This is a genomic window from Paenibacillus sp. RC21, assembly GCF_044907935.1.
Taxonomy (GTDB): domain Bacteria; phylum Bacillota; class Bacilli; order Paenibacillales; family Paenibacillaceae; genus Paenibacillus; species Paenibacillus terrae_A.
In genome coordinates, this window is record NZ_JBIYCS010000001.1 from 712,489 (window position 1) to 728,199 (window position 15,711).

Annotated in this window: 1 protein-coding gene (only partly in view); it reads left to right on the forward strand. The window is 52.4% G+C overall.

This entire window lies inside a single protein-coding gene on the forward strand: locus tag ABIA61_RS03295, encoding a non-ribosomal peptide synthase/polyketide synthase. The 42,105-nt coding sequence extends 12,652 nt beyond the window's left edge and 13,742 nt beyond its right edge, so the window shows coding positions 12,653-28,363 — codons 4,218 (partial) to 9,455 (partial); the first codon wholly inside the window starts at window position 3. Both codon boundaries (start and stop) fall beyond the window edges.

Here is a 15,711-nt window from a genome sequence, read left to right on the forward strand (position 1 = left end):
ACCGCGGATTGCAGGAAGGCGAGCTGTACCACCTGGACGTGCTGGACTTTAGGGATTTGACGGATGAAGCCGTGCTCAGCGCAGCGATTGAGGCGAAAGCCAGTGAAATTCAAAGCAGTATTCAACTGCATGAAGGGCTGCTGTTTAAAGCTGGTTTGTTCCACTGTGCAGATGGGGATCATTTGCTGATGGCGATTCACCATTTGGTGGTGGACGGGGTATCGTGGCGCATTTTGTTTGAGGATTTGGCTACAGCCTATGAACAAGCCGTCCATCAAGAAGTGCTTCAATTGCCAGACAAAACGGATTCCTTCCATTCCTGGTCTGAACGACTGTCCACTTATGCGAATAGCCCGGCAATGGAAAGTGAACGCGCCTACTGGGAGCAATTGAATACATCCGCTTTGGTGGATCAAGCACGGTTGCCTGAGGATCAAGCGCAGGCTGGTCAATTTACCTTGGCTGACACGGATACAGTGGTCATCAAGCTTACGGAAGAAGAGACAGAACGGCTATTGAAGCAGGCGCACCGCGCATATAACACGGAAGTGAACGATCTGCTTCTGGCTGCATTGGGCATGATGCTGTACACATGGACGGGTCATGAACGCAGCCTGATCAATTTGGAGGGGCACGGACGTGAGGACATTTTGCCGGATACGGACATTTCACGTACTGTAGGCTGGTTTACGAGTCAATATCCGGTATTGCTGGACATCGGTCGTGATCATGATTTGTCGGGACGCATCAAACAGGTCAAAGAGAGCCTGCGTCAGATTCCGAATAAAGGAATTGGCTATGGTATTTGGAGACATCTGAGTGAAGCTGGCCAGGCAAATGGTCATCAAGAAGACGCTTTGCCTACGGGTCAAACAGATGGAGGCTACGCCGAGCCGCAAGTGAGCTTTAACTATCTCGGACAGTTTGATCAGGATTTGCAAAACAGCGATATTCGGATGTCTCTTTACCCAATTGGTTTGGCTGTTAGTGACCAGACGAAGATGAAATACGCGCTCGATGTGGGCGGGATCGTCACGAACGGCATACTGGAGCTGGATATTCGGTATAACGGCAAGGCCTTCCGCAAGGACACCATCCAAATGCTGGCTGACCTGCTGAAAGCCAACTTGCTTGAAATGATCGAGCATTGTGTCATACGGGAGCGGTCAGAATTGACTCCAAGCGATGTACTGTTAAAGGGTCTGACGCTGGAGCAATTAGACACGATTGTTGAGCAGACACAGACGGTTGGGGAATTGGAGAATGTGTATCCGTTAACGCCGATGCAGAAGGGTATGCTGTTCCATAGTCTGATGAACGCAGAATCAGGAGTGTATTTTGAACAGGCGACCTTTGATCTTGAGGGCCATTTTGAGCCGACCGTATTCGAGGAAAGCCTGAAGCTGCTGGTTAGCCGACATGCTATATTCCGGACGAATTTCTACAGCGGCTGGTATGGTCAACCGTTACAGGTCGTCTATCGTTATAAAAATCCGGGCTTCCGCTATGAGGATGTCAGAGGTCGTGAAGACGCTGTAGCTGAATTTGTGGCCCTGGATAAAGAGCAAAACTTTGATTTAGGCAAGGACGCGCTTATGCGCGTAACTGTCTTCCGCACGGGGGATAGCTCATACCGCTTTGTATGGAGCTTCCATCATATGGTGATGGACGGCTGGTGCCTGTCACTGGTGACGGACGAAGTGTTTGGTGCATATTTTGCCCTGCTGAAGCACAAACAGCCAGAGCTCGCACCTGTCAAGCCGTATAGTGAGTATATTGAATGGCTGGAACGGCAGGATACGCAGGAAGCGACCCGCTATTGGAGCGACTATTTGGCTGGCTTCGAGCAGCAGACCTTGCTGCCTGGCGAGCATGCACAGGTTTCCCTAATGGCACGGGTTGAAGATAAAGAAGGAAGCGGTACGGCTTCAAATTCCGGTTATGTTTCGGAAAAGCTGTCATTTGTACTAGGTAAAGAACGGAGCGCGGAGTTAAACCGCATTGCCAAGCAGCAGCAGGTAACGATTAATACATTGCTGCAAAGCGTTTGGGGCGTTATTTTACAAAAATACAATAATAATCAGGATGTCGTGTTTGGTAGTGTTGTATCTGGACGTCCGGCAGACATTCCGGGTGTGGAGGACATGATCGGTCTGTTCATCAATACGATTCCGGTTCGCATTAGCAGTGAGCAGAATGCTACGTTTGCTGAAATATTGCAACGGACACAGGAGCAGGCTTTGGCCTCCAGTGCGTATGACACCTTCCCGTTGTATGACATGCAGGCGCTGACTGAACAAAAGCAAGACCTGATTAATCATATTATGATCTTTGAAAACTATCCGATCGGGCAGCAAATGAAGCAGGTGGGCAGTTCCAGCGAGACAGGCGATCAGACTGGCTTCTCTATTGCCAATGTGGCACTTGCAGAGCAAACCAACTACGATTTTAACCTGATTGTCGTGCCTGACGAGGATATCTCCATCCTGTTTGAATACAATGCTCTTGTGTATAACCGGTTTGCTATGGAGCGTATCCAAGGTCATATCGACCATGTCATCGGGCAAATCGTGAACAATCCGCATATCCGTGTGAATGAGCTGGAATTGGTAACACCGGAAGAACAAGCGCAGATTGTTCAGGTTTGGGGAGCTACGGCGGCAGCTTATCCGCAGGGTCAGACGTTAAGTGCGCTGTTCGAGGAACAGGCGGCACGAACACCGGATCAGGTGGCGGTGCTGTTTGGAGCAGAGACGTTGACCTACGGTGAACTGAACGAACGAGCCAATCGTCTCGCACGCACCCTACGTGCGGAAGGCGTTGAACCGGATCAGCCGGTGGGCATTCTGGTACACCGCTCGCTGGAAATGATCGTGGGCATCTATGCGATCCTCAAGGCAGGCGGCGCATATGTACCAATTGACCCGGAATATCCGGCGGACCGCATTCGCTTTATGCTGGAGGACTCGGGAGCGAAGCTGGTGCTGACGCAATCGCATTTGGCCGCGCAAGCGTCGCTGAGCTTCGACGGCAAGGTGCTGGTGCTGGATCGTCCGGTGCTGGGTGGCAAGGACATGTACCACGAAGACGGCTCGAATCTGGAGCCGCTAGCTGGTCCGCACCATGTAGCCTATGTCATCTACACCTCCGGCTCGACTGGAAAACCGAAGGGCGTTATGGTTGAACACCATTCCGTGCTGAACCGGATTTTGTGGATGCATGACCGTTACGGCTTGAGTGCGGAGGGTACGATCCTGCAAAAAACAGCCTTTACGTTCGACGTGTCGGTGTGGGAACTGTTCTGGTGGTCGATGGTCGGCTCGAAGGTGAGTCTGTTGTCGGTTGGCGGGGAAAAGAATCCGGAGGACATCGTAGACACGATTGCCCGTGATAGCGTAAGCACGATGCACTTTGTGCCTGCGATGCTGCATGCATTCCTGGAGTATGTGGAGCAGCAGCCGCAGGAAGTAATGCAAGCGAAGCTGGGAACGCTGCGCCATGTATTTGCCAGCGGAGAAGCGTTGCCGCCACAACATGTGGCGCGGTTCCAACGGCTCGTGTCAGGAATCGCTGGAGCGAAGCTGATCAACCTGTATGGCCCAACCGAAGCGACGGTGGACGTATCGTACTTTGATTGCGAGCCGACGGAGGAATATGCCGTTATTCCAATCGGAAAACCGATTCAGAACATCCGTCTGTACATCGTGAAGGAAGGCACGGAGCAATTGCAGCCGATTGGGGTTGCAGGGGAGCTGTGCATCGGCGGTGTAGGCGTAGCACGAGGCTATCTGAACCGTCCGGAGCTGACGGCAGAGAAATTTGTGAAGGATCCGTTTGCCGTGGGCGAAGCAGGCTATGAGCGGATGTACCGTACGGGCGATTTGGCGAGATGGATGCCGGACGGCAACATCGAATATTTGGGCCGGATTGACCATCAGGTGAAAATCCGGGGGTACCGGATCGAGCTGGGCGAGGTCGAATCGCAGCTGCTGAAGGTGGAATCGGTACGCGAAGCGGTCGTCATGGCCCGTGCAGATGAAACAGGCCAAAAACAAATGGTGGCGTACTACGTTGCCGGGCAAGAGCTCGGAGCCAGCGAGCTGAGAAGTGAGCTGGGCCGGGAGCTGCCAAGCTATATGGTGCCATCGTACTTTGTACAGCTGGAGCAGATGCCGCTGAGTCCGAACGGCAAAATCGACCGCAAGGCACTGCCAGCACCGGAAGGTAGTCTGCAAAGCGGGGCGGATTATGAAGAGCCGCGCACCGCACCGGAACGGGCACTCGTGGCAGTCTGGCAGTCAGTACTGGGCGTGCAAACTGTCGGTATTTTGGACAATTTCTTTGATCTGGGCGGCGATTCAATCAAGGCAATTCAAATCGCATCCCGTTCGTTCCAGGCAGGCTACAAGCTGGACATGAAGTATTTGTTCCAGTATCCAACAGTCGCAACACTGGCACCGCATATGCAAGAGGTGAGCCGTATTGCAGATCAAGGAGAAGTGAGTGGGGAAACCGCTTTGCTTCCGATCCAGCACTGGTTCTTTGCACAGGAGCGCGAGCGTCCGCAGTACTTTAATCAGGCGGTCATGCTCTATAGCGCCGAGGGCTTTGATGAGACGGCGGTTCGCCGGGCAATGGATCATATCGTGAAGCACCATGATGCGTTGCGTACGGTTTTCCGTCAGGTTTCATCCGGTTACACGGCTTGGACACGCGGTGTAGATGAAGGCGCATTGTATACGCTGGAAACGGTGGATTACCGTGAACAGGCAACCTATGCGGAAGCGCTGGAAGCGAAGGCAACTGAAATTCAAAGCAGCATTTATCTGTCCGAAGGACCTCTCGTGCAACTGGGATTGTTCCGCACAGTAGAGGGCGATCATTTGCTCATAGCCATTCACCATTTGGTGATGGACGGGGTGTCGTGGCGGATTCTGTTTGAAGATTTCTCTACAGGCTACGAGCAAGCGCTGAAGGGTGAGTCTGTACGTTTGCCATATAAAACGGATTCCTTCCAAACATGGGCACGGGAGTTGTCGTCTTACGCCAACCGTCCTGAAGCTGCATCGGATGAAGTCTACTGGCAGCAGTTGGAGCAGGCCAAAGCTGATGCTGCGCCGCTGCCTAAGGATTTTGCCTATGAGGGCTCCTTGAATGCAGACAGCGAAGTGCTGACGGTGGAGTGGACCGAAGCTGAAACCCAGCAGCTGTTGAAGCAGGCACATCGCGCCTACAACACCGAGGTCAATGATTTGCTGCTGACCGCGTTAGGATTGGCGATGCATAACTGGACAGGCGCAGGACATGTGCTGGTGAATCTGGAGGGACATGGTCGGGAAGCGATCCTGCCAGAGGTGGATATTACACGTACGGTAGGCTGGTTTACGAGCTTGTATCCGGTGCTGCTGGACACGGGTGCAAATCTGACGCTGGCAGAGCGGATTAAAGACACGAAGGAAGGCCTGCGCCGGATTCCGCATAAAGGGCTGACGTATGGAACGTGGCGCTACTTGTCCCATGCGTCCGCATCGGATGAAGCGCGTGCAATTGCAGCAGAACCGGAAATCAGCTTTAACTATTTGGGTCAGGTCGATCAGGATCTGCAAAACAGCGGAATCACGTTGTCGTCCCACGGTGCAGGTGAGACAGATGATACACATTCACCGTTACTGTACACGCTGGATTTGAACGCGATGATCTCGGAAGGCATGTTGCGATTGACGATCGCTTACAGTCGTAAGCAGTATCGCAAAGAAACGCTGGAGCATGTGGCGGGACTGGTGCAAGCCGCTTTGCAAGAGGTGATTACGCATTGCGTCGCTCAGGAACAGCCGGAGTTGACTCCGAGTGATGTGTCCTTCAAAGGTCTGACGACTGGAGAGCTGGAACAAATTGCGGAACAGGCTTCACGTACAGGTGTGCTGGAAAATGTATACGCACTGACGCCTATGCAGAAGGGTATGCTCTTTTACAATCTTATGGATTCGCAATCGGGAGCTTATTTTGAGCAGGCATCCTTTGATCTGCAAGGACATTTTAATATCGCTGCTTTTGCGGCAAGCCTGGATGTATTGGTACAGCGGCATACGGCATTGCGCACGAACTTCTACAGTGGCTGGAAGGATGAACCGCTTCAGGTCGTGTACCGCAATAAGCGCAGTGAACTATATGTAGAGGACCTGCGCGATGTGGAGGAAGAGAAGCAAAACGAGTACATCCTTGAATTTACGCGTAAAGACAAGCAGAGGGGCTTTGATCTGGCGCAAGATGCTTTGATGCGTGTCGCTGTTTTGCGCACAGGTGAGGATTCGTACCGTTTTGTATGGAGTTTCCATCATATCGTGATGGACGGCTGGTGCCTGTCGCTGGTGACAAATGAAGTATTTGCGAGCTATTTTGCGATACTGGCCCATAAGCAGCCTGAGCTGGCACCTGTAACGCCGTACAGTCAATATATCGAATGGCTGGAGCAGCAGGATCGTCAGGCCGCATCAGGTTACTGGAGCAAGGTTCTGGAAGGGTATGAGGAACAGTCCCGCTTGCCACAGGCTAAAATCCAGGGTAAAACGGGATATCAGGCGAAGCGTCTGGATTTTGACTTGGGCGCAGATCTAACGGCAAGCATTCAGCGAATAGCCAATCGTTATCAGGTAACCATCAATACGTTGATGCAGACCGTTTGGGGTATTTTGCTGCAAAAATATAATGGCACAGATGATGTGGTGTTTGGCAGCGTGGTATCTGGACGTCCGGCAGAAATTCCAAATGTGGAGCACATCATTGGTTTGTTTATCAATACGATTCCTGTACGCATCAGCAGTCATGTGGATAGCTTATTCTCAGACGTGATGAAGCAAACCCAGGAGCAATCGATTGCTTCCCATGCCTATGATACGTACCCGTTGTATGAAATTCAGGGGTTGTCGGAGCTTAAGCAGGATTTGATTAATCATATTCTTATTTTTGAGAACTATCCGGTAGACGAACAAATTGAGCAATTAGGTAACGGTGATGGGTCCAGCTTCAGCATCACAGGCGTTGAGTCTGTCGAGCAGACCAACTATGACTTTAACCTGGTGGTGCTGCCGGGGAACACTATTCACATGAGCTTTGGTTATAATGCACTGGCATTTGAACGTGAAAGTGTAGAACAAATTCGAGGTCATCTGGTGCAGCTGCTGGAGCAAGTGACAGCGAAGCCAGACATTCGGGTGCAAGAGCTGGATATGTTAAGCGAGCTGGAGTACGAGCAAATTCTGGGCGTATGGGGAGATACTGCCGCCGAGTATCCAAGCGAGCAGACGATCCATGGCTTGTTCGAGACACAAACAGCACAGACACCGGAGCAGGCAGCGTTGTTCTTTGAAGGAGAGCAGTTGACCTATCGCGAGCTGAATGAACGCGCGAATCGTCTGGCTCGTACCTTGCGCAGTCAAGGCGTGACGAAGGATCGTCTAGTGGGTCTGATGACTGAGCGTTCGGTAGACATGATTGTGGGCATCTTCGGGATTTTGAAAGCCGGGGGCGCATATGTGCCAATTGATCCGACGTATCCAGAGGAGCGTATCCGCTACATGCTGGATGACTCAGGGGCAGAGCTGTTGTTGACGCAAAGCCATCTGGTGGACAAAGCAGCTTTTGACGGCAACGTGCTGGTGCTGGATGGAGATCAAACGGTGTATCACGAGGATGGTTCCAATCTGGAGCCGTTGTCCGGTCCAAACGATCTGGCGTATGTGATTTATACGTCGGGTACGACGGGGCAGCCGAAGGGCGTTATGCTGGAGCATCACGGGCTGTGCAATCTGAAAACGTATTTTGATCAGACACTTCGGATCAGCACGTCGGATCATGCGTTGTTGTTCGCCAGCTATTCGTTTGATGCGGCCTGCTGGGAAATCTTCCAGGCGCTGTTCTGCGGAGCTACGTTGTATGTGCCAACGTCAGAGACGATTTTGAACTATGAGCGGTTTGAGCAATATATGGCGGATCATCAAATTACCGTGGCAGCCTTACCGCCGACCTATGCGGTGTATCTGGAGCCGGAACGGATGCCAAACCTGCGTATTCTGTTCACTGCTGGTTCAGCATCATCAACAGAGCTGGTATACAAGTGGAAGGACCAGGTGGCGTACTACAACGGCTACGGTCCAACCGAAAACTCGGTAGCGACGTCGATCTGGCCGGTATCCGAGGATGAGAGAGCAGGCCAACTGATTTCCATCGGACGCCCTGTGCCGAATCACCGGGTATACATGGTGGATGTGCATGGACATTTGGCTCCGGTAGGCGTAGCGGGTGAGCTGTGCGTGTCCGGTCCGGGTCTGGCCCGTGGTTATCTGGATCGTCCAGAGCTGACGGCTGAGAAATTTGTACCGAATCCATTTGCGGCTGGCGAAGCAGGCTATGAACGGATGTATCGCACGGGTGACTTGGCGAGATGGATGCCGGATGGCAACATCGAATATTTGGGCCGGATCGACCATCAGGTCAAAATCCGGGGCTACCGGATTGAACTGGGCGAGGTCGAGGCACAAATTCTGAAAGTGGAAGATGTGCAAGAGGTCATCGTACTGGCCCAGGCGGACGAGCAGGGGCAAAACCAACTGGTGGCGTACTATGTTGCCGAACGGGACGTGAACGCAGGAGAGCTGCGCAGCTTACTGGGCGAGGAGCTTCCAAATTACATGGTGCCTTCGTATTTCATCCAGCTGGAGCAGATGCCATTGACACCGAACGGTAAGATCGACCGCAAGGCACTGCCGGCACCGGAAGGCAGCCTGCAAAGCGGAGCGGATTATATAGAGCCGCGTACAGCGCTGGAGCAGACTTTGGTTTCCATTTGGCAGGCCGTATTAGGGGCAAAGAGAGTCGGGATTTTGGATAATTTCTTTGATCTGGGTGGAGATTCGATCAAAGCGATCCAGGTATCCTCCCGTTTGCTGCAAGCTGGCTACAAGCTGGAAATGAAGGATCTGTTCCAATATCCTTCCGTATCGCTGCTGAGTGGTCATGTCCACAAGGTCAGCCGTACAGCCGATCAGCGTGCGGTTTCGGGAGCGGTCAAGCTGACCCCGATTCAGCAATGGTTCTTTGGACAATTTTTAGCAGAGCCGCATTATTTCAATCAGTCGGTGATGCTGTATAGAGAGCAAGGCTTCGATGAAGCCGCATTGCATCAAACGGTGACCAAGGTGACCGAGCATCATGATGCGCTGCGCATGGTCTTCCGTCAGACCGAACAGGGCTATGAAGCGAGGAATCGTGGCTTGAACGAAGGCAAGTTCTATAGTCTGGACGTTGTTGATTTGACGGGCAACGAAGACGCTGCGGACGTGGTGAAGGCCATTGAAGAGAAAGCGAATGCTATTCAAAGTTCCATTCGTCTGGACGAGGGACCACTGGTCAAGCTGGGGCTGTTCCATTGCACGGACGGAGATCATTTACTGATTGCGATCCACCATTTGGTCGTAGACGGCATTTCATGGCGGATTGTGTTTGAGGATTTTGCCACCGGATATGAGCAGGCGGTTCGGGGAGAAGCGATTCGTCTGCCATATAAAACGGACTCTTTCTCCGCTTGGGCAGAGCGCTTGTCTCAATATGCGAATAGTCCGGCCATCGAAAACGAACGCGAATATTGGCAGCATCTCGCCCAAATGGAATTCGCATCGTTGCCTAAGGATCAAGAGAGCACGGAAGGACAGCATTCTCTGATAAGAGACAGTGAGACGGTGACCGTGGCTTGGAGCGAGCAGGAAACACGACTACTGCTTCAGGAAGCACACCGTGCGTATAACACAGAGGTCAATGATCTGCTGTTAACCGCACTGGGTACAGCGTTATACAACTGGAGCGGTCAGGAGCGTGTGCTGGTCAACCTGGAAGGACATGGCCGGGAAGCCATTATTCCAGATATCGACATCACACGTACAGTGGGCTGGTTTACGAGCCAATATCCGCTGCTGCTCGATGTTGACGGTAAGGCAGAAGTTGGTCAGCGAATCAAACGGGTGAAGGAAGATCTGCGTCATGTGCCACATAAGGGCATTAGCTACGGTATTTTGAAATATATGTCTCAGCATGCTGCCAATCCTTCCTTGACCTTGCAGCCTGAAATTAGCTTTAACTATTTGGGGCAATTTGATCAGGATTTGGAAAATGGTGATATCACTCTGTCTTCACATACAGGTGGAGAGCCGATGAGTGACAATACCGCTCTGGAGCATCCACTGAATGTGAACGGGATGATTACAGCAGGCGTGCTCACGTTGGAAATTCGCTATGACAGCAAGGTATATCATCAACATAACGTGGAAAAATTTGCACAATTGCTGCAGGAGAGCTTGCAGGAAGTGATCGTTCATTGTGCCTCCAAAGAGCGGAGTGAGCTAACACCAAGCGATGTATTGTTCAAGGGCTTGACGTTGGAGCAGCTGGAACAATTGACGGAGCAAATGGCTGCTGTGGGTGAACTGGAAAATGTTTATGCTCTCTCGCCTATGCAGAAGGGGATGCTTTTCCATAGCTTGATGGAGCCGGAATCAGGCGCATACTTCCAGCAAGCGTCGTTTGATCAAAAAGGCAGCTTTGATGTTGCTGTTTTCCGGAAGAGTCTTGATCTACTGACACAGCGTCATGAGGCGCTGCGGACGAATTTCCATATGTTTGAGACAGGGCACAGTGAGGAGCCATTACAGATCGTGTTCCGTCACAAAGATAGCGACCTTTCCTTCAAGGATTTACGTGGAATGCAGGAAGCGGAGCAAAAGGCGTATATCCATGCGTTCAAGCAGGAGGACCAGGCCCGGGGCTTTAATCTCGGTACCGATGCGCTCATGCGCGTACAGGTGTTGCAGACAAATGAAGAAACGTATCATTTGGTGTGGAGCTTCCATCACATTGTCATGGACGGCTGGTGCTTGTCGCTAGTTACAGGTGAAGTGTTCGGTACGTACTTTGCGCTGGTGGAGCAGAAGCAGCCGAAGCTTGCTAATATCACCCCATATGGCCAATATATCGAATGGCTGGAGCGTCAGGATGAACGTGCGGCAAAAGATTATTGGAGCAGCTATTTGGCGGGCTTTGAACAGCAGACTTTGCTACCTGGCTCGGATGCTTCATCAAAAGATCAAGCCGTGGACAGCAGGGAAAATGCTCTATCCACTACAGCTAGTGAAACCAGCGAATATATTTCTGAAAAAATAACGGTGGAGCTGGATCAAACGTGGAGCGAAGCCATGTACCGGATTGCGAAGCAGCAGCAGGTGACGATTAATACGCTGATGCAAAGCGTGTGGGGCCTTATTTTGCAGAAATATAACAACAATGAGGATGTTATTTTCGGTAGTGTCGTATCTGGACGCCCGACAGATATTGCTGGTGTAGAGAATATGATCGGTTTGTTCATTAATACGATACCAGTTCGGATTCAAAGTGAACGGAATGCCACTTTTGTGGAGGTTATGCGGAAAACGCAGGAGCAGGCACTGGCCTCAGGAGTATACGACAGTTTCCCGCTGTATGAGATTCAGGCGCTGACGGAGCAGAAGCAAAATCTGATTAACCACATTATGGTGTTTGAAAACTATCCGGTAGAGCAGCAGGTGGAGCAGCTTGGCGAAGTTCGTCCGTCCGCTTTTGAAATTACGAATGTAGAGGTTGTCGAGCAAACGAATTATGATCTGGACTTGATTGTGATGCCTGATGAAGTCTTCAGCATCATGTTCAGATATAACGCTAATGTGTACGATCGGGCTACCGTGGAGCGTATGCAAGGACATGTATTGCATGTGATTGAGCAAATCGTGAACAATCCGCATATCCGTGTGAATGAGCTGGAATTGGTAACACCGGAAGAACAAGCGCAGATTGTTCAGGTTTGGGGAGCTACGGCGGCAGCTTATCCGCAGGGTCAGACGTTAAGTGCGCTGTTCGAGGAACAGGCGGCACGAACACCGGATCAGGTGGCGGTGCTGTTTGGAGCAGAGACGTTGACCTACGGTGAACTGAACGAGCGGGCCAACCGTCTCGCACGCACCCTGCGTGCGGAAGGCGTTGAACCGGATCAGCCGGTAGGCATTTTAGTACAGCGCTCGCTGGAAATGATCGTAGGCATCTATGCGATCCTCAAGGCAGGTGGAGCCTACGTGCCGATTGATCCGGAATATCCGGCGGACCGTATTCGCTTTATGCTGGAAGACTCGGGAGCGAAGCTGGTATTGACGCAATCGCATTTGGCCGAGCAAGCGTCGCTGAGCTTCGACGGCAAGGTGCTGGTGCTGGATCGTCCGGTGCAGGGTGGCAAGGACATGTACCACGAAGACGGCTCGAATCTGGAGCCACTGGCTGGTCCGCGTCATGTAGCCTATGTCATCTACACCTCCGGCTCGACTGGAAAACCGAAGGGCGTTATGGTTGAGCACCATTCCGTGCTGAACCGGATTTTGTGGATGCATGACCGTTACGGCTTGAGTGCAGAGGATACGATCCTGCAAAAGACTGCCTTCACATTCGACGTGTCGGTGTGGGAGCTGTTCTGGTGGTCGATGGTTGGCTCGAAGGTGAGTCTGCTGTCGGTTGGCGGGGAAAAGAATCCGGAGGACATCGTAGACACGATTGCCCGCGATAGCGTAAGCACGATGCACTTTGTGCCTGCGATGCTGCATGCATTCCTGGAGTATGTGGAGCAGCAGCCGCAGGAAGTGATGCAAGCGAAGCTGGGAACACTACGCCATGTATTTGCCAGCGGGGAAGCGTTGCCGCCGCAGCATGTGGCGCGGTTCCAACGACTCGTGTCAGGTATCGCTGGAGCGAAGCTGATCAACCTGTATGGCCCAACCGAAGCGACGGTGGACGTATCGTACTTTGATTGCGAGCCGACGGAGGAATATACCGTCATTCCAATCGGAAAACCGATTCAGAACATCCGTCTGTACATCGTGAAGGAAGGCACGGAGCAATTGCAGCCGATCGGGGTTGCAGGGGAACTGTGCATCGGCGGTGTAGGCGTAGCACGCGGCTATCTGAACCGTCCAGAGCTGACGGCAGAGAAATTCGTTGCCGATCCGTTTGCGGATGGCGAAGCAGGCTATGAGCGGATGTACCGCACGGGCGATTTGGCGAGATGGATGCCGGACGGCAACATCGAGTACTTGGGCCGGATCGACCATCAGGTGAAAATCCGGGGGTACCGGATCGAGCTGGGTGAGGTCGAATCGCAGTTGTTGAAGGTGGAGTCGGTACGCGAAGCCGTAGTCATGGCTCGTGCGGACGAAACAGGCCAAAAACAAATGGTAGCGTACTACGTCGCGGGTCAAGAGCTCGGAGCCAGCGAGCTGAGAAGTGAGCTGGGCCGGGGGCTGCCAAGCTATATGGTGCCATCGTACTTTGTACAACTGGAGCAGATGCCACTGAGTCCGAACGGCAAAATCGACCGCAAGGCACTGCCAGCACCGGAAGGCAGCCTGCAAAACGAAGCGGATTATGTTGCACCGCGGACGTGGGTGGAAGTGAAGCTGGCGCAAATTTGGCAGGATGTGCTGGGCTTGGCGCAGGTCGGCGTGAAGGAAAACTTCTTTGAGATTGGCGGACATTCGCTGCGTGCGACGACACTGGCCTCGAAGATTCACAAGGAGCTGAACAAGCCGCTTCCATTGCGGAGTATTTTTGAAGCACCAACGATTGAACAACTGGCAGCAGTTCTGGAAAGTCTGGATCAAGTGGCGTATGCGTCCATTCCGGTGACGGAAGCCCGTGATTTCTACCCGTTATCCTCGGCGCAAAAACGACTGTATGTGCTGCATCAGTTCGGCCCGAATGATGTGAATTACAACATGCCGTCGGTGCTGCAAGTGAGTGGCCCGCTGGACGTGAAACGAGTAGAAGATGTGTTCCGTCAACTGATCGCCCGCCATGCGACCTTGCGTACCCGCTTTGAGCTGATGTACAGTGAGCCGATGCAATGGATTGAGGACACAGTGCCGTTCGAGGTGGAATATGCAAAGATTCAGGCAGAGGATACGACTACTACGGATACAGACACGATGGTCAGCAAGGAAACGAGAGAGCGGGTGCGACGCTTTGTCCGTCCGTTCGATCTGGAAGCTGCGCCGCTGCTGCGGGTAGGCTTGGTGGACCTTGGCGTACAAGGAGTGGAGCAAGAACCGCAGCATTTGCTCATGCTCGACATGCATCATATCGTTTCGGATGGTGTGTCCATGGAGGTACTGACCGATGAATTTGTTCGCTTGTATGACGGTGAAGAGCTGTCGCCATTGCGGATTCAGTACAAGGATTATGCGGTATGGCAGCAAAGCGAAGCCCATCAGGAGTGGATGCAGCGTCAGGAAGCGTACTGGCTCGACACCTTCCGAGGCGAACTGCCTGTGCTGGATCTGGCAACCGACTTTGCCCGTCCGGCGATGCAGAGTACAGCAGGAAATACGATCGAATTCGGACTGGAGCGTGAAGTTAGCGAACGTCTGAAAGAGCTGGCCGCACAAACAGGCGCAACACTGTATATGGTGCTGCTGGCGGCGTACACCGCGCTCTTGCATAAATACACGGGCCAAGAGGACATCGTGGTTGGAACGCCGATTGCCGGAAGACCGCATGCGGAACTGGAGAGCCTGGTAGGTGTATTCATCAACACGTTGGCGATCCGTAATTATCCGTCTGGCGACAAATCATATCTTGATTATCTGCAAGAGGTCAAAGAGCATGCGCTCAGTGCTTATGAGCATCAAGACTATCCTTTTGAAGAGCTGGTTGAGAAGCTGAATTTAACGCGGGATACAAGTCGAAATGCGCTGTTTGACACGATGTTTGAGTTGAAAACATTGGAGCAGCAGGAGTTGCAGTTGGAAGGTCTTACTCTAAATTCGTATCCGATGGAAAATAATACTGCCAAATTTGATTTGACTCTGGATGCAGTGGAGCAGCCGGAAGGTATTCTGTGCAGTCTGGAATACAGCACGGCGCTGTATAAGCCTGAAACCATCGCACGATTGGCCAAGCATTTTACCGAGCTCGTTCGTGCGATTACACTTGATCCGCAGCAGCCACTGGCAGCTTTGGATATGGTAACCGTGGAGGAAAAAGCACAAATCATCTACGGTTTTGGAGATGTGGGGGTATCGGAGGTTGCTGCTGTTGAAGCAGGAGCCCTGTTCCATACCTTTGTGGAAGAACAGGCGCAGCTTGTACCGGATCACGTGGCGGTTGTGTACGAGGAGCAACAACTTACGTACCGCAAACTGAACGAGCGTGCGAACCAATTGGCTCGTAGATTGAGAAATGAAGGCATTGGACGCGAGTCGATTGTCGGCATCTTGAGCGAACGTTCGGTAGACATGCTGGTCGGCGTACTGGCGGTGTGGAAGGCTGGAGGCGCATATGTGCCGCTGGATGCAGACTATCCGTCAGAACGTATTCGTTTCATGCTGGAGGACAGCGGTGCGACGGTACTGTTGACCCAAACAGGCTTGCAGGAGCGTGCGCAGGTATGGCTGGAGGAAAGCCGAGGGGCCTTGGCCGGAGGGAAGTCTGAGGGCCAACTGGAAACGGCGGTTAGCGCTGAGACGGTGGAATCAGATACCCTCCATGGAGACCTGAGTTTAACATTAGACTCGCCATCTGACAGTAAAGCAACATCCGAACCAGCAACTGGACTGTGCTTGCAGACAATGCTGGCGTTGGATGATGAGTCGC